Origin of the sequence: Pelagibaculum spongiae (assembly GCF_003097315.1) — a bacterium.
Classification (GTDB): domain Bacteria; phylum Pseudomonadota; class Gammaproteobacteria; order Enterobacterales; family Pelagibaculaceae; genus Pelagibaculum; species Pelagibaculum spongiae.
Window position 1 is genome coordinate 834661 of record NZ_QDDL01000001.1, and the last position, 22951, is coordinate 857611.

Annotated in this window: 24 protein-coding genes and 1 pseudogene; 8 read left to right on the plus strand and 17 right to left on the minus strand. The window is 42.9% G+C overall.

Annotated features, from left to right (window positions below; translation table 11 throughout):
* Positions 1–103 precede the first annotated feature (103 nt).
* On the plus strand, positions 104–1306 hold the full coding sequence (locus DC094_RS03590) for a DedA family protein (RefSeq protein ID WP_116685698.1): 1203 nt from the start codon (positions 104–106) through the stop codon (positions 1304–1306).
* Here DC094_RS03590 and DC094_RS22680 read toward each other — a convergent pair.
* Positions 1289–1417, minus strand: a complete 129-nt coding sequence (locus tag DC094_RS22680) for a hypothetical protein (protein WP_255420866.1) — start codon at positions 1415–1417, stop codon at positions 1289–1291. The two genes, DC094_RS03590 and DC094_RS22680, sit on opposite strands and share 18 nt — an antisense overlap.
* Positions 1418–1537: 120 nt before the next feature.
* On the opposite strand from DC094_RS22680, the gene DC094_RS03595 reads away from it, so the two are divergent.
* The 4 genes and pseudogenes from DC094_RS03595 (at position 1538) to DC094_RS03610 (ending at position 5555) form a co-directional block, all read left to right on the plus strand.
* The gene (locus DC094_RS03595; RefSeq protein ID WP_133245459.1) at positions 1538–2119 is read left to right on the plus strand and encodes an ATP-dependent zinc protease family protein; all 582 of its coding nucleotides are present in this window, start codon (positions 1538–1540) and stop codon (positions 2117–2119) included.
* 226 nt (positions 2120–2345) lie between these two features.
* Positions 2346–2987 (plus strand): hypothetical protein, encoded by a 642-nt coding sequence (locus DC094_RS03600; protein ID WP_116685700.1) that lies wholly within the window; start codon positions 2346–2348, stop codon positions 2985–2987.
* A 121-nt stretch (positions 2988–3108) separates the two neighbouring features.
* A complete protein-coding gene (locus DC094_RS03605; RefSeq protein ID WP_116685701.1) occupies positions 3109–4527 on the plus strand; it encodes a PhoH family protein in 1419 nt (472 codons plus the stop codon).
* A gap of 570 nt (positions 4528–5097) precedes the next feature.
* Positions 5098–5555, plus strand: a pseudogene (locus tag DC094_RS03610) (endonuclease).
* Positions 5556–5626: 71 nt separating this feature from the next.
* Here DC094_RS03610 and nhaA read toward each other — a convergent pair.
* The 11 genes from nhaA to DC094_RS03665 all read right to left on the minus strand — a co-directional run bounded on the left by nhaA (position 5627) and on the right by DC094_RS03665 (position 16828).
* Positions 5627–6820: a Na+/H+ antiporter NhaA gene (gene nhaA / locus DC094_RS03615; RefSeq protein WP_116685702.1), complete on the minus strand. Its 1194-nt coding sequence runs from the start codon at positions 6818–6820 to the stop codon at positions 5627–5629.
* 358 nt (positions 6821–7178) lie between these two features.
* Positions 7179–7634: a hypothetical protein gene (locus tag DC094_RS03620; RefSeq protein ID WP_116685703.1), complete on the minus strand. Its 456-nt coding sequence runs from the start codon at positions 7632–7634 to the stop codon at positions 7179–7181.
* Between the two features lie 228 nt (positions 7635–7862).
* Positions 7863–8384, minus strand: coding sequence for a ribosomal protein S18-alanine N-acetyltransferase (gene rimI, locus DC094_RS03625; protein ID WP_116685704.1), 522 nt, complete (start codon positions 8382–8384; stop codon positions 7863–7865).
* The gene (locus DC094_RS03630; RefSeq protein ID WP_116685705.1) at positions 8385–9191 is read right to left on the minus strand and encodes a uracil-DNA glycosylase family protein; all 807 of its coding nucleotides are present in this window, start codon (positions 9189–9191) and stop codon (positions 8385–8387) included. It lies immediately after the preceding gene.
* Between the two features lie 20 nt (positions 9192–9211).
* The gene (locus DC094_RS03635; protein ID WP_116685706.1) at positions 9212–10762 is read right to left on the minus strand and encodes a 2-isopropylmalate synthase; all 1551 of its coding nucleotides are present in this window, start codon (positions 10760–10762) and stop codon (positions 9212–9214) included.
* Between the two features lie 277 nt (positions 10763–11039).
* Positions 11040–11642: a protein-methionine-sulfoxide reductase heme-binding subunit MsrQ gene (gene msrQ / locus DC094_RS03640; RefSeq protein WP_116685707.1), complete on the minus strand. Its 603-nt coding sequence runs from the start codon at positions 11640–11642 to the stop codon at positions 11040–11042.
* 21 nt (positions 11643–11663) lie between these two features.
* Positions 11664–12623 carry a protein-methionine-sulfoxide reductase catalytic subunit MsrP gene (gene msrP / locus DC094_RS03645; RefSeq protein WP_116685708.1) on the minus strand — a complete coding sequence of 320 codons (960 nt, stop codon included), beginning with the start codon at positions 12621–12623 and terminating at the stop codon, positions 11664–11666.
* 193 nt (positions 12624–12816) lie between these two features.
* Positions 12817–13356: a HEPN domain-containing protein gene (locus DC094_RS03650; protein WP_116685709.1), complete on the minus strand. Its 540-nt coding sequence runs from the start codon at positions 13354–13356 to the stop codon at positions 12817–12819.
* Between the two features lie 162 nt (positions 13357–13518).
* Positions 13519–14535: a ketol-acid reductoisomerase gene (gene ilvC, locus DC094_RS03655; RefSeq protein ID WP_116685710.1), complete on the minus strand. Its 1017-nt coding sequence runs from the start codon at positions 14533–14535 to the stop codon at positions 13519–13521.
* Between the two features lie 221 nt (positions 14536–14756).
* A complete protein-coding gene (ilvN, locus tag DC094_RS03660) occupies positions 14757–15251 on the minus strand; it encodes an acetolactate synthase small subunit (RefSeq protein WP_116685711.1) in 495 nt (164 codons plus the stop codon).
* A 2-nt stretch (positions 15252–15253) separates the two neighbouring features.
* The gene (locus DC094_RS03665; protein WP_158527201.1) at positions 15254–16828 is read right to left on the minus strand and encodes a thiamine pyrophosphate-binding protein; all 1575 of its coding nucleotides are present in this window, start codon (positions 16826–16828) and stop codon (positions 15254–15256) included.
* 101 nt (positions 16829–16929) lie between these two features.
* Here DC094_RS03665 and DC094_RS03670 point away from each other — a divergent pair, with 101 nt between their 5' ends.
* A complete protein-coding gene (locus tag DC094_RS03670; protein WP_116685713.1) occupies positions 16930–17367 on the plus strand; it encodes a DUF4124 domain-containing protein in 438 nt (145 codons plus the stop codon).
* A 142-nt stretch (positions 17368–17509) separates the two neighbouring features.
* Here DC094_RS03670 and DC094_RS03675 read toward each other — a convergent pair whose 3' ends face one another.
* Together DC094_RS03675 and DC094_RS03680 are read right to left on the minus strand one after the other, a co-directional pair.
* Entirely contained in the window at positions 17510–18181 is a 672-nt protein-coding gene (locus DC094_RS03675) for a TorF family putative porin (RefSeq protein ID WP_116685714.1), read from the minus strand.
* Positions 18182–18557: 376 nt separating this feature from the next.
* Complete coding sequence (locus tag DC094_RS03680) at positions 18558–19214, minus strand: deoxynucleoside kinase (RefSeq protein WP_116685715.1); 657 nt, start codon at positions 19212–19214, stop codon at positions 18558–18560.
* Between DC094_RS03680 and DC094_RS22000 the strand changes: the two genes are divergently transcribed.
* Positions 19215–19361, plus strand: coding sequence for a hypothetical protein (locus DC094_RS22000; RefSeq protein ID WP_158527202.1), 147 nt, complete (start codon positions 19215–19217; stop codon positions 19359–19361).
* Positions 19362–19431: 70 nt separating this feature from the next.
* Here DC094_RS22000 and DC094_RS03685 read toward each other — a convergent pair whose 3' ends face one another.
* Positions 19432–19884 (minus strand): methyltransferase family protein, encoded by a 453-nt coding sequence (locus tag DC094_RS03685; RefSeq protein WP_145959845.1) that lies wholly within the window; start codon positions 19882–19884, stop codon positions 19432–19434.
* Between the two features lie 88 nt (positions 19885–19972).
* Here DC094_RS03685 and DC094_RS03690 point away from each other — a divergent pair, with 88 nt between their 5' ends.
* On the plus strand, positions 19973–20968 hold the full coding sequence (locus tag DC094_RS03690) for a hypothetical protein (RefSeq protein WP_116685717.1): 996 nt from the start codon (positions 19973–19975) through the stop codon (positions 20966–20968).
* An 83-nt stretch (positions 20969–21051) separates the two neighbouring features.
* Here DC094_RS03690 and DC094_RS03695 read toward each other — a convergent pair whose 3' ends face one another.
* The gene (locus DC094_RS03695; RefSeq protein WP_116685718.1) at positions 21052–21630 is read right to left on the minus strand and encodes a thymidine kinase; all 579 of its coding nucleotides are present in this window, start codon (positions 21628–21630) and stop codon (positions 21052–21054) included.
* 178 nt (positions 21631–21808) lie between these two features.
* Positions 21809–22171, minus strand: a complete 363-nt coding sequence (locus tag DC094_RS03700) for a DUF3316 domain-containing protein (protein ID WP_116685719.1) — start codon at positions 22169–22171, stop codon at positions 21809–21811.
* Between the last annotated feature and the right edge of the window lie 780 nt (positions 22172–22951).

Below are 22951 nucleotides of genomic sequence, written 5' to 3' on the forward strand. Positions count from 1 at the left end.
AGCCTTGCGCTATTCGATTCGGCGTTTTTATTTGAGCATCGCTAGGCAAAAAGTCAGGGCGCGACTTGCCTAATGTCTAGCCAAGGTTTGAAATGGAGTTTCTATGCAGCAAGTATTAGATGGTTTTCTGAACTGGCTGCTGCTCTACCCTCATTTAGCTGGCGCAGTAGCCTTCATCATTGCTGCTAGCGAATCTTTAGTGATTATCGGGCTGCTGATTCCTGGCATGGTGTTAATGCTCGGATTAGGTGCACTTGCTGGCAGCCAAGTAGTTCCACTGCAAACTTTACTGATTTTTGCTTTTATCGGCGCAATTGTCGGTGATGGTTTAAGTTATATCCTCGGTCGCTACTGCCATGAATGGCTCACTCAAGTTTGGCCACTTAATAAACACCCTCAATTACTTCACCGAGCAGAAAACTTCTTTCAACGCCATGGCGGCATGAGCATTTTTGTTGGCCGATTTATTGGCCCGCTTCGCCCCTTAGTGCCTTTTGTTGCTGGGGCAATGGAAATGCCTAGTGGCAGGTTTTTGCTAGCTAACATTAGCTCTGCAGCCATCTGGGCACCCGGGGTTTTATTACCCGGTTATTTATTAGGCGAAGCAATCGGTGAGCTTAATGGGCCGCTACAAAGTTTGATGCGCGGATTAATCATCGGCTTGTGTTTATTAGTGGCGATTATTTGGCTGGTTAGTTGGATTGCCAGCAAACTAAGTCGGTCAACCAAGTTTAAACTGGCCAGTGGATTATTATTGGTGACGGGACTGGCATGCAGCCTGCCATTAATTATCAGCTCCCAGCAATCTCGAATTAGCTGGTTTGGCTTGCCCGCTGAAGCGTTTCATCTACAGATTAAAGCTTCCGTAAAATCAGCCGCTTATACTGATTTATCCAGTTCATCGAATATGCTATCGAGATGGCTAACTGAAGCTGATTGGCAACCGTTGCAAAGTAATTTAGCAACCTTATTACGACGCATCGAACAAACCGGGCCATTAAACAATCAGCCAATCTTGCCTTATTTTCATCAGATGGATTTACCGCAAATTTGGCAGAAAGATTTACCGTCTACTTCTAACGGAATCAATCCAGAGCAAGCTCAAGACACTCGCTATTTACTGCTGCTCTGGCCTAAAAATAACCCGGACCAAGCAATACCTGCATTATTACTGGAACAGCGGCTAATCAATGGCAAGTTGGAAATCTATCGATTAGAAAAAGCGATGAATTTAATTCATCAGTTGCCAGCCAAACAAAGAAACATTCTGGGCAATGGTCAGGTTGAATTAACGATTACTAAATGAATCATCGCCAGACAAACTAGCGCCAAGCAAGCGGGTTAATTCATCACAGCAAACATCTTCGTCAGTTCGATCTGACTCAAGCCAACGCCGCCCAATGCACATCAGCTTCACAAAACCTGCACTCAGCTAGCCTGCAACCCGCCATTTTGTGAGCCGTCAACACTCGCTAAAAACCAACAGCAGCTATTGCTTTGCTATGGAGTTTTCTCTGCAATTTTAGGTGTGCAGCTTTTGCAATTGATTGCCAACCAAACCAACCCGTCATCCATCATCAAAACATGCCTGATCATGTACCAGATTTGGCTGATTAGCTTTTCCAGTAACTTATTGGCTGGACAAACCTGTGCGCCACTAAAAATTATCGGTAGCAAAGAACACATTTCAATCGCCGGCATCAACTTTGAGGCACTGGTTGATACCGGCGCTAAAACTAGCTCACTAAACGCGCAACAAATTAAAATCATCCCCGGAAAATATTCACAGTCGACACACTGGGTTAGCTTTTTTATAGAAGACCCTCAATCAGGAACAATGCTGAAGCAGCTAAAACCGGTAATTCGATTTATTCATGTTTTGACCCATAGCGGGCCGCCGCGAAAACGTCCGGTGGTTCAGTATCAAATTCAACTGGGTCAGTTGACACAAAATATTCAGTTCAGCCTGAGCGATCGCCAAAATTTCCCACAGCCTGTTCTGATTGGTCAGAACTTGTTACAGCAAAACGCATTGCTAGTTGATAGCAGCCAATATTTTCTGGCAACGAAGAACAACTGTCATACAAGCAGCCTAGAATTCAAACCATCCCTTAAGTAAATTTACCCATCAAGTTTCAAACAGCAAGCATTAGGTATTAAAATCAATTCAATCTTGATAAAAATTACCTGATCGGTGGCCGTTAACATGCCAAGAAAAAAAACCTGCTGATTTAATCTTTGGTTTCACGTGACAGGCATCACATTAGCGTCTAGAACTTAGTTAATTGTTTGATAAAGCCTGACAAGCGTTTCCTCTGACATTCAGCTCCATGGAAGGACTGTTTATGAAACCACATGCACTGATCGCTTTGCTGCTACTAGCGGTACTAACCAGTTGGAGTTTTAACTCCAAAGCAGATCCATCTGCAGAAAACCGCTTAATTAACAGCCTGAAGAAAAATCCCAATAGATTTCCCTCTGCATTAATCGCTCGTTTAAAAATGCAGCCATCTCAGTCGGTCGCACTAGCAGAACAAATGATTCAAGCATTCCCTAAAAAAGGTTGCGAGATCATTGGTGTCAGCTATCAATATTTATCTGACCAGCAGCAGAAAAATTATTTTGCCGACATCACCGCTAGGGTGATTCATTTCCAACCAGAAAAATCTGTAGAAATGGTTCGCTGCGCCATATCAATTGATCCTTGGTTAAGCGAATCAATCGTACTGGCTTCATTACTACAAGCCCCTTCCTATAGCGGACTGATCACCCAAGCAGCTTACGATTCCGGTGCGTCACTAGAAATGGTAAGTAATGCAGTTACCTTATGGATGCATGCAGCCCAGCATGAACCAGCAATTGAATTAGAAGCCGAACAATCAGAAACGAGCTCTGTTTTTAAAAATGACCATAAAATAAAAAAATCACTTTTAGAAGTAATCCCACTCACCGCCAAACCAATCCTTTCGGATGTGCAATTGCCCTAGTCAATCTACTAGTGGCGATTAAAAACCTTGTATTTCGATTTACTACAAAGCCCTAACTGTTTTTGAACACATTATCTTGCAGCAACACTACGCACCTTATGACTCGTCAGGAGCATGTTGAATGAAAGAGACCCCAAAGGCTTATGTTCTCGATACCAATGTTTTAATCCATGATCCCCAGGCATTACTGAATTTTCAGGAACACCTGGTTATCATACCGATGACAGTATTGGAGGAACTGGACAAATTAAAAGTCGGCCACCAAGCAGTTGCCGCAGATTGCCGCCAGGCAATTCGTTTAATCGATAGTTTATTAGGTAACGCCGATCCAAAGCAGATAGCCAATGGCATTGATATTTACCGCGAAGCCACCGATAACTACCTAGGAAAAATTTCTATTTTGATGGGTAACGATCCATCAGAAAACAACACTGCAGATCAAAAACAATCACCTTCGATCTTTTCATTACCCAACACCATCAACGACAACTTAATTATTAATCAGGTTTTACTCTATCAATCGCAGCAGCCACAACCTTTCGATGTTGTGCTGGTTACTAAAGATATAAATATGCGATTAAAAGCTCGCGGTTGCGGGCTAATTTCTGAAGATTATCAAACCGACCAGTTAGTTTCAGATGTAAATATGCTACCGAGTGGCTTTCATAAAGTTGATGGCAGCATTTGGGATCAATTAAGCGTTCAAGAAAGTAGACATCAAGGTAGTGCAACATTACATAAGGTTGAATCTGAAGGACTTCCAGATGATTTAATGCCAAATCAGTTTCTGATAGATGACAATGGATTCACAGGTCGATTGGTTGCTCAAGCCGATCCATTACAAACCTGCTGCTGGATTCGTGAAGTTCATTCTGAAGCGTTATTGCACAAACAAGCTTGGGGATTACGTCCTCGAGATTTGCACCAAGCAATGGCACTGGATTTACTAATGGATCCTGAAATCCATTTGGTAATTTTATCCGGTAGCGCTGGCTCAGGAAAAACTATTTTGGCGCTAGCCGCAGCCATTGAACAAACTGTTTCCAGCAAAGAATATCGGCATATTATTGTCACTCGTAGCGCTCAAGGCTTAGATGAGGATATTGGTTATTTACCCGGAACAGAACAAGAAAAAATGGAACCATGGCTCGGCGCAATCACCGACAACCTAGAAGCACTGCATATTAACGATGAAAACCCAAGTTCGAGTATGGAGTACTTACAAGATAAGGCGATGATTCAATTTAAATCATTGAACTATATCCGAGGCCGCAGCTTTCAGCAGAGTTTTATTCTGATAGATGAATGTCAAAACCTGACACCACATCAAATGAAAACCATTATAACCCGCGCTGGCAAAGGTTCGAAAGTAGTCTGCCTTGGCAACCTAGCGCAAATAGATACCCCTTACATTAATGCAACCAGTTCTGGCCTGACTTATTTAACCGAAAGATTTAAGCACTTTGAGCGTGGCGGACATATCCAACTACAAAATGTACCCAGATCTCAATTAGCTGAATATGCTGAAAAGCATCTATAGTAATCCCCGACAAACCCTCGTGTAGTAGCTGTAAACCCATTGCCAGTACATCATGTGCTGGCATTTTTTTATTTAAAGGGTCGTAATCTATATCGCAAGGACACAGCATGTTGGCAGCTCATTAATCACCAAGCGCAATGAGTTATACCATGACGCCCTATACTAAAAGCAGTTATCTTAAATCATTTTGCTAGCAACTTATTAGCAATAATATTCTTGATAAAATAATTATTAATTTTGATTTACCTTCTTGTTTTGATCGCCTCTAAAGATATTCAACGCTGATGAATATTATTGTTCCCTACAAATAATCGAACCCTCAAAGGATGACAAAACCCAGACTGAATTACAGCTATTTTGTGAGAAAAAATAGCCGCGCAGCCACATTTAATTCATGGCGATATCATGTTCACAATTTAGTTTAAATAATTAAACAGAACAAATCACTTCCCATGCAACAAAACGGTCCGACTTAATCAGACATGGATCACAAAATACTAATGAATATTAGGCAGCTGTTACAACCGTGAGCACTCATTTCTAAAAAGCTGGTTCTCCAAACGTGAACCTATGCACTCAGATACTCACTACATTTTGCTACCGATGGTTATGTAAACTCCAAACGCAGCAACTATCCATATGGTGAAGTTGGCAGTGCAAATTACATTTCTAGCAATGGCTCTAAACTGGGTTCAGCCAAATCAAGCTTGGGGTATTCTGGTACAGTATTTGAACCAATCAACGAATTTAAAGGCGATCTGGCACGGGGCTATTTATATATGGCCACCCGTTATCAGAATTTGATTGGCAACTGGGAAAGTATCACCGGAAATTCTGACGCGATCCTTGATGGATCCAGCAACCAAGTGTTTGAACAGTGGACCTTAGATTTACTGCTGAAATGGCATGAGCAAGATCCTGTTAGCCAGAAAGAAATTGATCGCAATAATGCGGCTCAAGAATTCCAAAGCAACAGAAATCCCTTTGTTGATCACCCTGAATTCGCCAGAGCGATCTGGGGTAACTAATTTCAGTTTATCTGAGCAAAACTAAGAAGGGGCTGCCAATTGGCAGCCCCTTCTTTTGTACTTCAAGCAAGTTATTTGATCGCAGCTCTTTTTGGCAAGCATTTGGCAAGAATCAAGTAGCCCAACACACCAGAAAGCATAGAGCCAACAATAATCCCCAGCTTTTCATCGAATAGCATATTTACTGAAGTTTCTTCAAATGCCAATGAGCCAACAAATAAGCTCATAGTAAAGCCGATGCCACACAACACTGCTGTAGCATATAACGACAACCACGACATACCTTTAGGTAACTGGCACCAACCGGCTTTTATTGCCAAACCACAGAAAGCAAAAATCCCCAACTGCTTACCAATAAATAATCCTAAAGCTACGCCGACAGGAACACTATGCAATGCCTGATCCAACTCTAAACCGGTTAAATTGATACCGGCATTGGAAAAAGCAAACACAGGTAAAACAAAGAAAGCCACTAACGGGTGTAAATCATGCTCAATTCGCTTTAGCGGTGAATAACTAGGGTCTTTTTTAGAATGCAGCGGGATAAAAGCTGCCAGAATCACACCTGCCAAGGTCGCATGAACACCTGACTTGAGCATGGATACCCACATCAGAACACCGACCATAATATAGAGCGATTTCGACTCAACCCCGCGCCGATTCATAATTACTAGCTGGACAATAGCAAACGCCACGACCACCAAAGCAATCCAGGAAATTTTCGAGGTATAGAACAGTGCAATAATAATAATTGCACCGATATCATCAAAAATAGCCAGTGATGTTAAAAATATTTTTAGCGATACCGGAACGCGCGATCCCAGTAGAGACAAAATACCCAACGCAAAGGCAATGTCGGTTGCCGCAGGAATTGCCCAGCCTTGCATGGCTACTGAATCATGATAATTAAAAGCAATATAGATCGCTGCTGGTATTACCATTCCACCAACCGCGCCAACACCTGGCAAGACAATATTTCTCTTATCTGATAGTTCACCTTCTAAAACTTCACGCTTTAGCTCAAGGCCGACTAAAAAGAAAAAGATCGCCATCAAGCCATCATTAATCCACAGCAACAATGGCTTAGCAATATCGAGCGCGCCAACTTTCACTTGTACTGGTGTATCTAACAAAAGAGCATAAAAAGGTTCTAACGGACTGTTTGCAAGGATAATGGCCAGTACCGCGGCAGCCAACAACACAATGCCACCGGCTGATTCCAGCTTTAAGAACTGGCCAATATAGGAGTCTGAAGCCTGATTCATAGTAATAATTCAATCCACTAAAAGGATAGGTTTCTTAAAACAAAAGTAGCCTACACGAGTGCTAAAGAATACTGTAGCAGTTCGCTGCTGGCATTCGAAAACCAGTTGTATCTTTTCAGTTATTAATTACGCCGTCAAGACATATTATGTCGATCCGGTTGCTATAATTTCTTACATAAAAACTGCAACATCGAGTTACACAAAACTTACATGCTTTTCATAACTAGCTATCGCTTGAGGCAAGGAGCTGGCACACAATGCCCTATTAGTTTTTTCTGAAAAATAAGAATAACCTCTAGGACCGACTTGCTTATTACCACTTCTTTTATGCTGAAACCAATCACCTATATGGGCAATCTTATCTATGGCACCACTGGTGAAAGCATGTTTTTCTGTTTGAAACCAACTGCCACCATTTCGGGTACCGAAAACCATCAAATATAATCTCAAATTGAGGATCATCCGATTGATGCGATGAACTCGCATCTCGATTAGCACCGGTTATTTTCTTAGAGTGGATATAACTGACCCAAGTATTATATAAATCTTTGTCATCTTTAACTTCAACATGACCACCATTTAAATAATTGCCACCCCCTTTTGATGAACTACCATCTAGCGATGCCAACTTTGGATTATCATCAATTCCTTTTTGATAAATGCTTCTAGCCGCATTAATAACTGCCCATTCAAATCGTTTAAAAGTTTGCCCACAGAGTTTATTATATAGCTTCCAAGCATTGCTCGATTTTTGAATTTCGTATGGATCTCGATTTGAACAAAAATAGCGACCAGATAATAAATCTTCAGACATAAACTTGCCCCATCTTTCAAACCTTTTCGTCACATTTAAATGTAATCATGATTGTTTGATATAAGAGGTGCGATACTTTTAATCGTTCATTGAATATGATCAAAGCAATACAAACCAAGCTCAATGGAAATTAACGATGGTTTGTTTCATTTGAAGGCCAGCAAAAAAAATTAAGTAGCCACTAGAGATGCAAACAGTGGGCATTATTAAAAACAGACGCTTGGCGATCTATATTGCTCGCATCATTACTGATGCATTTTCCATTTCACCAGCAAGCGTCTTATAGTAATTTTTTCTTTCAGCGACTTCTAAAAAACCCATGCTTAAATAAAGGGATTTTGCTGCTAAATTAGATTGGCGAACTTCCAAATACATTGCAATTGCACCAACCTCTCTGGCTCGGTCAATTATAAAACCAAGTAACTGACGACCAATCCCTTGTCCTTGCAGCTCAGGATCAACCACAATATCTAGCAAATGAGATTCATCGGCCACTGCTTGGAAAATAGCAAAAGCACAGATGGTATTTTCAGCATCTGAATCATCTACATCAGAACGCTCAGATTCAACCGAGAGTGGCTGATTTACCGCATCAACAATCCAACCAGAAAAAGTAGGGTTAAGGCAACGCTTAAAACTTTGCTCACCCCAGGGAGATTCCTGGGCAATTTTTTCTAATGCGACTAATGCGTCAATATCTGCAGCTTCAATCGGTCTAAAGGAAAAATGCTCGACAGCAACTTCAACCATTTATTTAACTAACTCTGCTTTAAGTTGTTTCCAGTCGTGCCACGCTCGACGCTTCAATAATGGCTCAGCAAGCAGTTCACTCGGGTGCGGCGACTGACTAAAAGAAAAACTGCTAGGCAGCATTGAATCAACCAATGAATCCGAGCCGCTGTTTGAGTTTTCTATTTTTCCCAGTTCACGACAATTGCCCCACAACTGTTTTACTGCTTCTCCGAGCAAAACAATTTTTTTAACTGGTAATTGTTCAAGCTGCTGCTTGAGTGGCGCAGCACTGGCCAGCGCACCAACAGCATGTTGATTAGCTGGATTAACTAGCTGAGCGATATGAACCTTCTCAGCAAGCCCAACCGATTGGGCAATTTTTAACAATAAAGCAAACGAATTATGATCCAATAGCGGTACATTATCAGCAGCTTGGCGACGATAACCAACAATTAATAAAATCTCGCAACTGGCATTTTCAACCAATGGCTGAAAAATCAAACGGGCTTTATCAAGATCCAACTCCACTGACAACTGACTGACTTGAGGCGTTAACTGCTGAGCAAAGCTATCGGGGAAATCTTCCAGTTGTTGTGTTTCTACCTGGCCTGTATTGGTAGAAGCAATATTTGCTTCTACCAATACATTTTCAGTCGTTTCGATTGATGATGTATCTACCACAGACATAACGGCTGGCTGCTCAGACAATTGTGGCTGTCGCGCACCGGGTAACACAGAACGCGCCACCCAGCAGTCGATATCCATTGCCTTTAAACATGCCAGCCGCTGTGCTGAGCTATAAGCTGTTGTAGAAGATGCATCCATCAAAAATATACGTCCTTAAATTAAACATTAACCGCTTGCAGGTGAGTGCGCGGAGTATTAGCCAGTAGCTTACTCGCTGCACTGACATAGGCCTTGGCCGAGGCAATCACAATATCGGTATCTGAACCCAGTCCGTTAACAATTCGACCGCCTTTTTCTAAACGCACCGTTACTTCACCTTGAGAATCGGTACCTTGGGTGATCGCATTGATCGAGAACAGCTGCAAAATCGAACCAGTATTGACCAGCTGTTCAATTGCCTTAAAAGTCGCATCTACCGGACCAGAACCAATCGCTGTGGTTTGCTGCTCCTGACCATCTACTTTCAAGGTCAATTCTGCTGAAGGGGTTTCACCTGTTTCTGTGTAGGTTTTCAAATAAACCAACTCAAAACGGTCATCTTCTTTTTCATGTTGAGTTTCTGAAACCAGTGCTTGTAAATCTTCATCGAAGATTTCATGCTTTTTATCTGCCAGCTCTTTAAATCGAGCAAAAGCACCGTTTAATTCTTCGTTGGTTTCAAAATTAACCCCCAACTCTTCCAAGCGGGTTTTAAATGCATTACGGCCGGAGTGCTTGCCCATAACCATTTTATTGGTCTTCCAGCCGACATCTTCTGCGCGCATGATTTCATAGGTTTCACGATTTTTCAGCATGCCGTCTTGGTGAATACCTGATTCATGAGCAAATGCGTTAGCACCGACAATCGCTTTATTCGGCTGTACCGCAAAACCAGTAATTGAAGAGACCAAGCGAGATGCCGGTACAATTTCTGGTGTGTAAATATGTGTTTCACATGGGAAAACATCTTGGCGAGTTCTCACTGCCATCACTAGCTCTTCTAAAGAAGCATTACCGGCACGCTCCCCCAAACCATTGATGGTACATTCAACCTGGCGGGCACCATTGATTACCGCTTCTAAAGAGTTGGCAACAGCCAAACCTAAATCGTTATGGCAATGCACCGAGAAAACCGCTTGATCGGCATTTGGGATGCGTTCCAACAGCTGTCGAATCGTTTCACCAAATTGACTAGGTACATTATAACCAACAGTATCAGGAATATTGATTGTTCGAGCACCGGCTTTAATTGCCTGCTCAATCACCCGACACAAATAATCCAATTCTGACCGGCCGGCATCTTCACATGAAAATTCGACGTTATCAGTCCACTTACGCGCACGCTTAACTGCAGCAACCGCTCGCTCAACCACCTCTTCGGGAGACATTCGCAGTTTTTGCTGCATATGAATCGGTGAGGTCGCAATAAAAGTGTGGATTCGAGCAGATTCAGCATCGGCAAGTGCTTCACCGCAACGGTCGATATCTGAATTAATTGCCCGCGCCAAACCACAAATGGTTGACTCGCGAACACTTCGAGCCACGGCACGCACCGATTCAAAATCACCCTGACTGGCATTAGGAAAACCAGCTTCAATCACATCAACCCGTAATCGTTCCAGAGACTTAGCAATCCGCACTTTTTCATCCAGCGTCATAGACGCACCTGGACTTTGTTCACCATCACGCAAGGTCGTATCGAAAACGATTAATTTATCTTTTTGGCTCATTGTCATACTCCAAACCCAGGACACACTGCAGCTGGGGAGTGGTTATTTTTGTAGGTTGATTGTGATGCGTTAGCGCGGGCCCTCGCCAGGGCAAATTCAATTTCTCTGCCCTAGGGCAGAAGTCGTAGGCCAAGTAGACCAGATAGAGCTAACAGAAGGGAAGCACGCTTTACTACAGGCATCACCGAAGCTACGTCACAAGACATATGCTTTTGGATAATGGTAGCGGCGGCATTAAACATCTGGAATTGAATCCATCGAATACAATTGCAATAAACTATACATGGCGCTTACGGATTTTGGCAACCCTTAAACGCGCCCTCCAACCTAATAAAGCGAGCAAGATAGCCGCATAAATTAATGGCTCGGTTAAATCCTTCTTTACCAGCAGCACAAAGTGCACCACACCAAGAATCGCAATCGGATAAACCAGCTGATGTAATTTCTTCCAGCGCTTACCCAACTTTCGAATCATCCCCTTAGTAGAAGTTACGCCTAAAGGAATCATTAATAGCAAAGCGGTGGTGCCAAATAGAATATAGGGCCGGTCAATAATCGACTCGATAATTTCTTCGACAATAAACAGCTGATCTAAACCAATCCAAGCCATAAAATGCAATGAAGCATAAAACAATGCATATAAGCCAGTCATACGACGAAACTTGATCCAATGAGCGCTGCCAGTGATCTCCTTTAAAGGCGTCATCGCCAAGGTGATCAGCAAAAAGCGTAACGCCCATTCTCCGCTGGTATGAATAATCCCTTCCAATGGGTTAACCAGTGTACGCATATAAATACCCTGAGCTACCATGGCCAACGGCAACAAAGCCACCAAAAATATAAGCGGCTTAATAATTTTTATATGTTGGTTTTTCAGCATGGGATTTATTAAATTAATCCATTAAAAATATTTACGTAAATTCATTCCACTATACATGCTGGCAACTTGGTCAGCATAACCATTAAATAGCTGAGTTTTAGTGTTTTTACTGCCGAACAGTGATGGCAAACGGACTTCACGTTTTTGCGACCAGCGCGGATGCGCTACCTTCGGATTTACGTTGGCGTAGAAACCATACTCTTTTGGCCCTGACATATTCCAACTGGTTTCTGGCATTTCTTTAACGAATTTAATTTTGACGATGCTTTTAATACTTTTGAAACCATATTTCCATGGCACCACCAACCTAAGCGGTGCACCATTTTGCGCTAGCAGCGGATCGTTATACAAACCTGTCGCCAAAATAGTTAATGGATTCATCGCTTCATCCATTCTTAAACCTTCACGGTATGGCCAATCCAGCACCTGACGCTTTTGCCCTGGGAACTGCTCAGGATCATTGAGCGTTTCAAAGTAAACGTATTTGGCAGAAGAGAGCGGCTTAAAACGCTTTAAAATATCGCCCAATGGAATCCCTACCCAAGGAACGACCATCGACCAAGCTTCAACACAGCGCAAACGGTAAATTCTTTCTTCCAAGGTATGCGGTTTAATCAAATCTTCCAGCGAGAATGTACCGGTCACTTCCGCTTCGCCTTCAATAGAAACCGACCAAGGATCTGATCTAAAGTTTTTACTCAGCTTGGCTGGCCCGGTTTTATCAGTCGAGAATTCATAGAAGTTGTTGTAACCAGTCACCATGTCGTGCGGGGTTTTTTCTTCACCGGTTGAGAAAGGTGATGATTTTAGATCCTTGAAAGCGCTCTTAGGAATCGCTGCATTAGCAGCAGCAAATGGCGCTGCCATTCCCGCCGCCAGCATGCTTGCCGCCGCCGCTTGCAATAGTTTTCTTCGTTCAAGGTATACCGATTCAGAAGTGATGTCGGACGAGAGAATATCTGTTGGTCTTTTTATCAGCATCAGGGCAGCTCCTACTGGCTTCTGGTCGGTTTAGACAACGCTTAATTAGATATAGTTCGCTAGCCATTGACCAACAAGCTTTCCTATAGCGCCTTTAATCAAATTGACACTAATTACAGTCAGTTATCAACAGCTATATATGTAAGCAATATCAACCTAACCAACGTATTAATTTAACCTTGAAGTAGGATCCTTACATTTTTGACAGCGTTTTATCTGTAACATTGACCAAATCATTAAAAAACAAAATACATTTATCTAAGTCTTTTCGGTTTACCAAGTGAGGAGCATTTTTATCCACATATGCTCGATGCACCGCGCTACCTCTCCTACTTATCCAGCGATTTAAGGTTGTCTTCACTTCTTTGGAAGTCGAATAACTTCCCCAAACCCAATCATTTGTTACATCAACCCCAAAAAACTCTTCAAATATTTGTTTGGTTTTGAGCGAATCAGGGTTATGAAACATCTTTAGTTTGATTGAGAATTGCTGTTCAACAAAATCACCCACTCTACTGCCTTTAAGTACAGAAAATTTTTGTTCAAATTTTTCTGTTGCAATGTCTTCAACATAAGTCTCCCAGGCAGTTAAAATCATAACTAAAGCTGCTCTTTTTAACACCTCTGGTGGCTGCTGATTTTCAACATCTTTACCATTAATCGAATCATAGATCCTCAGTAAATCTCCAGCATCTGAAATTGCTAGGCCAAAGGATTCTTTAGCTATAGACATGAAGTCTCCTGAAAAATTGCCTGCTCATAGTCACCCTCTAAAGAAGTGCTCATGAAAATAGATAACAAGTATTTCGAAAAAAATTCGGCAAAATAAATAATAAAAAACCAGCAAGCCATTACTGACTTGCCGGTTTTTTATAACACCATGATCGTAAGAAAATTAGTTCTTTTCTTTGTCGACCATTTTGTTAGCAGCGATCCAAGGCATCATGGCACGCAGCTTAGCGCCCACTTCTTCGATCTGATGCTCTTCACCCAAGCGACGCTTGGCTTTCAGAGTGGCCTGACCTGCTTGGTTTTCCAGGATAAATTCACGAGCGAATTCACCGTTCTGGATTTCCTTGAGGATGCGACCCATTTCTTTCTTGGTTTCTTCAGTGATAACACGAGGACCACGACTTACGTCGCCGTACTCAGCTGTGTTGGAGATTGAATAACGCATGTTGGCAATACCGCCCTCATACATTAAATCAACAATCAGCTTCAGCTCGTGCAAGCACTCAAAGTAAGCCATTTCTGGTGCATAACCAGCTTCGGTCAAAGTTTCAAAACCAGCCTGAACCAGTGCAGTTGCACCGCCACACAATACTGCTTGCTCACCAAACAGATCGGTTTCAGTTTCTTCACGGAAGTTAGTTTCGATAATACCGCTACGACCGCCGCCATTGGCAGATGCATAAGACATAGCAATGTCTCTCGCCTTACCAGAAGCATCTTGATATACCGCGATCAAGCTAGGTACACCGCCACCTTGGGTGTAAGTAGCACGAACTGTGTGACCTGGGCCCTTAGGCGCAATCATGATCACGTCGATATCTTTACGAGGCACGATCTGCTGATAGTGAACATTGAAACCGTGGGCAAATGCCAGTGCAGCACCTTGCTTAAGGTTCGGTTCAACATCCGCTTTATAAGTTGCAGCTTGTGACTCATCAGGAGTCAGAATCATAACTACGTCAGCACCTTCTACAGCCTGAGCAACAGAAGCGACTTTCAAGCCTGAATTTTCTGCTTTCACCCAAGAGCTAGAGCCTTCACGTAAACCAATGGTCACGTCAACGCCAGAATCTTTAAGGTTATTTGCGTGGGCATGACCCTGTGAGCCATATCCGACAATGGTCACTTTCATCGACTTGATTAACGAGAGGTCGGCGTCTTTATCGTAATAAACCTGCATTGGCATACCCTGCTTTTATCTGTTTTTTGCTACGGTGACTGAGGCAGCACCACTCGTTGTTAACGAGGCTAACCATAAAACAACTAGCGCTAACTGGCGATTACCGCCGGTCGACTTATAGCTATTGGTTATGGTTTTTCTCGTTAACTAGACGCGCGATTATAAACAACCTGCGCCTTAACGCCAATCAAGGTTTGGAATCAGTATTTATAACTAAAACCTTAAACCCGAAAGGCTTTCTCCCCTCGACTCATGCCGATAGGGCCTGTTCTGTTCAGCTCAAGAATACACTCTTCACGCATTAAGCCAACAAAAGCGTCTAATTTATCGCTCTTACCGGTTAATTGAACCGTGTAACTTCCTTCTGCAATATCGACAATTTGTCCCCGAAAGATTTCAACCTGACGGGTTAATTCATCTCGAGCCGTTGGCGAACTGACCCGCATTTTAATCAGCATCAATTCACGTTCAACATGCTCAACACAGGTTAAATCAGCGACTCGAACCACATCGAGTAGTTTGTTTAACTGCTTGGTGATTTGCTCAATCGTCGCATCATCACCCTGAGTAACCACGGTTAAACGAGACAATGACGAATCTTCAATCGGTGCCACCGCCAAAGATTCAATATTGTAGCCACGTGCCGAGAACAAACTGGCCACCCGGCACAATGCGCCCGCTTCATTTTCCACCAGCATGGTAATTAGATGGCGCATATTTATAACCCCTGCTCGACACTAGCTGAAAACGTTGTTTCTGATAGGTCATCGGTCAATCGATTAAAGCTGAATTGCACCAACAAATGATCATTCAATAATCTGGGCACTTCGTCCAGCGAGGCGGCTTCAGTCGCTGAAATATCTAATGCTCTACAAATTGCCGGTAAGCGGCAGCTCTCGCCTAAATCCAAGCAGAGCAATTTAATATCTAACTGCAGCTGATTAATTAACATCAGTTCAGGCAAATGCGCTGCCAGTTGCGATGTCTCTAGCAATACTAAAATCGACTTACCGGCTTTTGCGGCACCAATTGCAGCGGGGAGTGCATGTCGCTCGGCTGATAAGCCGCTGGATGTCAGCCACTGATGATGGCTTTGGCCAATATAATCACGTGCCAATAGTTGCTGCAACGGGCCGGGGTCGACTGCAATTACGAACGACGCCTCAAAACTAGATAACATTTCAACCAGTTGATTGCTCAAAGGTTCGGTTACGACTTGCGATTGATCTTGCAGCAACTGCGGCGGCCAGTCAGTTCTGACTTGCAACGGATGACTCTTTAACATTTCATCGAGCAGTTCCAGCAAATCCCTCACCGCTAAATCTAATGTGCCAACCACCGGAACATCGGCCCTTACCTGCCGTGAAATACTTGTGGGATCGACGTCGATATGAATAATGCTGGCATTACGGCAAAACTGTTGCGGATCTCCAGTCAATCGCCAATCAAAGCGAACTCCGCAGGCTAGAAACACATCACATTGATTAACTGCTTGCTTGGCTAGTTGACTACCCGCTTCTCCTGCCAACCCCAGATTAATCAGATCGTTCGGGCAAATTGCCGCACCCGATAAAGTCGTCACAACCGGTAAATTCAGTTTTTTGGCCAAGCGACTTAAATCTGCCAATGCGCCCGAATGAGCCACACCACCACCAAGACACAACAAAGGCTTTTTGGCCTCTAATAACAAACGAAGTGCTTTTTTTAACTGCCCTAAATGCCCACGACTTGGCGGATTATAAGAACGCAATTTAATCGGCATTGGCGGCTGGAAACTACCTAACTGAGCTAACAAGTTAATTGGCACATCAACCACTACTGGGCCTGGGCGGCCAGTTCGCGCAATGTGAAATGCCTTTGCTAGGTCTTCGGACAACTCATCGACAGAGCGAACCAAGTAATTATGTTTACTACAACTGCGGGTAATGCCGACTGTATCTAATTCTTTATTTGCATCAGTACCAATTCGGTTTAACGGCACCTGCAGGCTAATTACCACTAGAGGAATCGAATCCGCCGAAGCTGAAGCAATACCGGTGATTGCTTCGGTCACTTTGCTACCTTGACCAATCAGAACAACCCCAGGCTGACCACCAGAAAATCTCGCCCAACCTTCCGCTGCAAGCACCGCAGTTCGCGAAAGATCGACACAGGTCAGTTGAATGTTTAACTCAGATAATTTTTTTGTGATCGGCAGCAGCATTTCATCACGAGCAACAAAAATGTGGCTAGCGCCTATTTCGGCCAGCAAACGCGCAATAATGCTCGCTCCACTCGCTTGGGTATTATTCATTTTTTTCGAGTCCAGCAAGATCCACTCGGTTACTGATGTTGACATGCACACAAGGCGTGTCAACATCAACAGGGTAAACCTAGGAAAACCGGAGAGATCTCGTGAACACCAGAACGCTGTTGATCGGACTAACAGCCCTGATACTTGCAGGCAACGCCGTTGCTGAAAAGCAGACGGTTCGTAAATGGGTTGATGAAAATGGAGTAACCCACTATTCAACTCATGCGCCCAGTGGCGTAAATAGCAGCACGATTACTGCCAATGGCGGCACCGCTATCCCAAGCAGTACTATGCCTGAAACACCACCAACTGCTGACAAACCTAAAAAACAAACCTTTGCATCTGCAGATGAGCCAGCTTACAAAGCTGCTCGCAACAAAAATTGCGAAATTGCCAAGCAGAATATTCAGGTTTTGATGAACAGCCCGGTTGTCACCAGAAAAGACAGCGAAGGTAGTGAAGTCAAACTAACTGAAGAGCAGCGTTTGTCAGCAATCGATAACAATAAGCAAGTAATGGCTGACAACTGCGACCAATAATCAATTATTGATTACTCGCGGCAAATGCTTTCGCCAATCAATCGGCCATTCAATTTAGTGAATGGTTAGTGCTTATCTGTTTCCAGAATCCAAACCGCCAGCTGAAATATCAGCTGGCGGTTTTTTGCGTGGTTATTCTCAGTTACAAATCAAATGCCAGTGAATAGCTGACATTCACCAGCAAATCATCTTCTTGGTCATCGGTTGCTGTATCGACTACCTGAGATAAAGTCAGCGTGAAATCTTTGATGCTGTAAGCCAAATCGAGATGGCTATATCCATCTTCACCCTTGGGGTCTGTCATACCCAGAGTGGCCGAAAAGCTCTCCAGTTCATAACCCAGCGTGTAATACCAAGCACCGCCACCGGTAATCGTTTTCCAAGCCGATGCCGATGCGCCATAACCAGAAACACTTAACATAGCTTCTGTTAATTCACTGAGTTTGGAACCACTTTCAATTTCTGGGTAAAGGTAATTCACCACACCTGCGCCCAGTGCGACATCACCTATTTCCAACGCATAACCGGCATACAAATCATATTCTGTACCGGCATTCGCATCACCGCTAGATGCCCAAACACCCGCATAGGCACCAGAAGCATGAGAATAATCGAGGCTTCCTGATACCGCAGCCGTGCCGAGTGTATCTGCATTGTTGCCTAAATTTACCCCGCGATAGAGATAAAAATTACTGACACCGAGACTGGCCGATACAGCAGAATCTGCACTCGCGGTAGTCGGCGCTAAAATAGCACCAACAACTAAAGCAGCAGATAAAAAAGAAAAATTGGCAGCATTTTTGATCATTTTCATTGGAAGTAACCTCTTAACTTCTTATCGAGTTATTGCTAGCGAATGATTAACGATAAAAAAATCATTCAAGAACTTGATCAAAGTTAATGCAGCAGTCGTGCCAATTTTTTAATTAACCGAAAATAGTTAATCTGAGCATTCCTTTGCACCATAAGGGTTTGCCTTTTTAATGCATCGCACCAAAACATCATCTAATAATTCACTGCCAACTACTCAAAACAATGCACATCTTTAAGAGCGCGCACCATATTGAAACCACTCTCCTAAAAAACCGTTTCTGCGCCTTCATAAAAAGCAGCCATAAAAAAACGCCCACCAGAAATACTGGCGAGCGTTTAAAGAAAAAAGTAACTGACTAATTAAAGCCAGCTGGCGATTACGCTGCTTTAGCTACTTTTGTCTTGAATGCTTCATCAATTACTGCAGCAACCTGCTCAGGACAACCAAAATCATCCCAATCCATTGTCGCCAATTCAATATCATGATCGCGGCAAATATGTGGCAGCAAGCAATCATGGAAATCAGAAATCAGTTCAATGTAAGACTCTGGAGTACCCGACTCGGATTCACGAGCACGACTTAACATCCGCTCATAACAAACGTGGGCATTCGTCTGCAGGTAAACCACCATATCGATCTTTGGATAGGTTTCCAGGCGATCGTGGATATCGTAGTAGTAGCAAATATCTTCACCATCAGGGCGAGGCATATTTGACAGGTTTGCCTGGGAGAAAATCAAATCACTAACCAATGAACGCTCAATCACATAGTTGATTGACTCATCAACACCTTCCAATAATTGGGCACGGTGATTAGTGATAAAACGCTGGAAGCGAATTCGTGCAGAAGGGTCTTTAGTGAACTCTGCTAATAGCTTCTGAAACTCAGGGTTTTCATCTACATCTTCCTTGATCAGCTGCCACTTTTCGCCAGTCACTTCATTCAAAGCGTCTACGAGAGGTCCTAACAAAGTAGATTTACCCGCGCCGATATTGCCTTCGACTGCGATAAGTTTAAAAGGTTTGTCTCTCATATGACTCCACAAGCAAGATGTAGTTTTAACGATAAGTCTGGCGACCCAAACAAGGCGGCACACCATACTGATACGGTGGCAAAAGCTCAATTGAAACGCCGACCTTTAGTCGGCTTAATTTATCAATATCCACAAGATATTGTATAGGTCTATAAATCAACCCATAGATATTGACATTCGAGCATCAAATACTTAGCAGACAAGCCAAATAAAAACTCTAGAATAATCCGGGGATTAACCGTTTGGTTTTTTGTTGATAAAATGAGTATTCATCATAAACCTGCAGTAGTAGTTTTTCTTCCTGACGCGCCTTAAACCAGATAATCATGATCAACCACAAAAACCCTAAAAGATTAATCCAGCAACCATTTATTAACGCCACACCCAACATGGTAAGTAACAACGCGGTATACATGGGATGACGAACCCAGCGATATGGCCCGGTGGTGATTAACTTTGCTTTATCCATTGGCTCAGGAAAAACCGAAAAATTCCCAATCCGGTTATGGCGAATTACCCAAATACCCAAAGCCGCGCCAATCAGAAGCACCAGCAATCCAGCAAAAGGCCAACCAGCAAAAAAAGGCCATAAACACGCCAACATGCCTATTCCCTGCCCAGACACCAGCGCCCAGCTGGATAATTTATGCCGCATCATACTTGCACTCACTTTCGCTTCATGGATTAATCAAAGCAGATCATAACAAACAACTTCTAATAACAAGACGCCAATAACAATTCCAACAAGAGCAAGACTTATGAATCTAAGAAGTATCACCAAGCTTGGTCTGGTTTCATTACTGATAGCAGCGTGCTCCGGTGGCGGAACAACCGATAATCAACAACCTACTTACGATCCAACTTTACCTGGCAACCTTGAACCAGCAGACAATACGACACTATCGGACTATTCCGGCTTATGGCTGCAAACCATTCGGCTGGAAGGCGATATTCTTGCTCAAATTAGTCAAAACGACCTTGGCGACATTGAACTAGTACAAAACGAGGTATTTGCGTTCAATCCTACCGGCAACACTATAGATGTCAGAGCTTGTAACTATGGAACGGATGATATTTATCAAGAGGCTGTAAATCCGATTTTTGAGATCACCGAAAGCGGCCTATCTTCCAGCATAAGAAACCTAATCAGTGATTCAAAACTGAATGTTATTGGTTGGAACTTCGTGCTTAAAGATAATCTAAAACCTGTCGAGCAGACTATTTTACCAAGCGGCATTATTCGCTATCAAACTGACAGTGATATCGAAGCAGAAGTGACTATCAACATACAAATTCCCGGCGAAACTTCGGTTCAGAGCTTGCCGTTTGACTATTTAGGTTCAGCGTCAATTGAATGGGTGAAGATCTCAGACGAAAAAGCGCCGTTGGAAGGACAGTTAACGATCAACAATATTGCCGACACTCAGATATCTTGCTTCAGCAGTCATTATGCAAATGTAATAATGGCTGCTCAAAATATCGAAGTAGCAGGCCAAGCTCGCCAAATCAATCAAACATCGTCATCTGGCAATCGATTAAGCTTGCTTTCAAATAGCGGATTCAAGGCCGCCCTTGGTGGCTTTGAAAAGCAAGCAATCTGGCGATTAGCCAGCGAAGCCCGGCCAACTAGTAGAAAAGATGCACAAATAAATTTATCTGCGCCTTTGCCAGATTTTAAAAATCGCCAATTCACTGGAAGCTTTTCGACAACCTATAACGGCGATGCTTCTGGCGAACTGATGATTCAGCTTTAACCAACTCGTCAATTCCAAATTACGCCTAAAAAAACGGCGAATCAGTCGTTAGCTGATTCGCCGTTTTTTATCTTGAGATCAAGCTACCATCCCATCTCTTGTTTAAAATGGTTGCGGCACAGAGATACATACTTGTCGTTACCGCCAATCTCTACCTGTGAGCCGGCCTTTACCGCATTGCCTCCGGCATCGGTTCTCAAGTTCATACTGGCTTTGCGACCACAGTGGCAAATAGTCTTCAGCTCAACCAATTTATCAGCCCAGGCGAGTAAATATTGGCTACCTTGGAACAACTCACCTTGGAAATCAGTTCGCAATCCGTAACAAAGCACCGGAATACTCAATTTGTCAGCAACGTCAGATAAATCTTTCACTTGCTGCTTGGTCAGAAACTGAGCTTCATCAACCAGAATGCAGTGCACCGCAGAATCGGCATGTGCGGTGTCGATTTCAGCAAACAAGTCACTTTTGCCATCAAAAGTAATGGCTGCTTCTTTTAGGCCAATTCTTGATGCGACCTTGCCTTGGCCAAACCGATCATCCAGCGCCGCAGTGTAGATTAGCGTGCGCATACCACGCTCATGATAGTTGTAGGAAGACTGTAACAGTGAGGTAGATTTACCGGCATTCATTGCTGAATAGTAGAAATAGAGTTGCGCCATCGACAGTGACCTTGCCCCGCTCAATTTGAATGGCGGGCATGCTACAGCAAAGCAAGATGAAACCCTATTGCTTTGGTCAAGCAAATCTCACTACAGATAAATGGCCAATAGCACATTAGTTGCTATTGTTAACCCAGCAATTAAATAGAATGAATAAACACCCTATTATTTAGAATAATTAGCGATTTGTATTTTGAACACGATAACTATATTTAATCTCAACATTTGCCTGGTAAGATAAAACACCCGAGATAGTAGAAAATTCATCAACACTCACTTTGGTATTTTTAATTAAAACACTACCTCGAATTGCGTCATACTGACGGCCTAATACTTTCTGCAATACAAAACCCTGCTTACTCTTTATATTGTTTAAAACTTCATGAGCTCTTGCCAAAGCAACTGATTTTGAAGCAACCACATCAGACTCAAACACTTTATAACCTTCTCTCTCTAGCTGCGCAGCTTGAGTAGTCGAAAAAAATAGCAATGATGCAATAACAGCGGAAATTTTTGCTGATACCTTGAATACTTTATTCATAGTTCACTCCGACAGATAAAACACTGTGTTATTTATTGGTGGTTTTGATACTAAAAAACAATTGCAAACAGAGTAAACCTCGCTTAAAGATTTAACCAGCTGCAATAAAGGAAAGCTCAATTGCAAAATTGAACGGGAACTTATCTATATTTTTTGAGTCAACAAATAGTGCAAAACAATGGCTAGAATAGAGACTAACTATCTTTCTAAAACAGCTAATTCCAGGTAGCAACCCACAACCTCCGGCACCACTACGAAAAAAAACGCCACACTCTTTTCAGAGTACAGCGTTTTTTTGTTCTGTATTTTATTAAACCGACCACTTAATTATTAAGCTACCAATTTAGTATAAAATTACAGCACGTCGATCGCGTTCAGATCAGAGAATGCTACTTCCAGACGTTCAATGATGCCAACCTGGCCAGAACGCTGCCAAACACGACGATTCTGGGACTAGTTAGTGAGCACTTTTGGTTTGGCTTGTCGTCGCCTTCTGGCTTGCCCAACCGCTTTCAAGCAAGCATCGGCTGGTAATGCACTTTATTTCACTACTGCTATTTTATTTAGCTAAAATTTTAAACTAAATATCATTCAGTCGATGGACAACTTAATTTCTAAACTTCTGTTTTGGCCAGCGATTACTTTGACGGTGTTTTTGTTTAGATTATTCAGTTTTAATTAGCACATGAAAACACGCCCCTAATCCGATAGCGTGACATAAAACCAAGAAAGAAATGCCCATCAGCACCAGATATCAGCAAATATCCAAGCACAGCATAA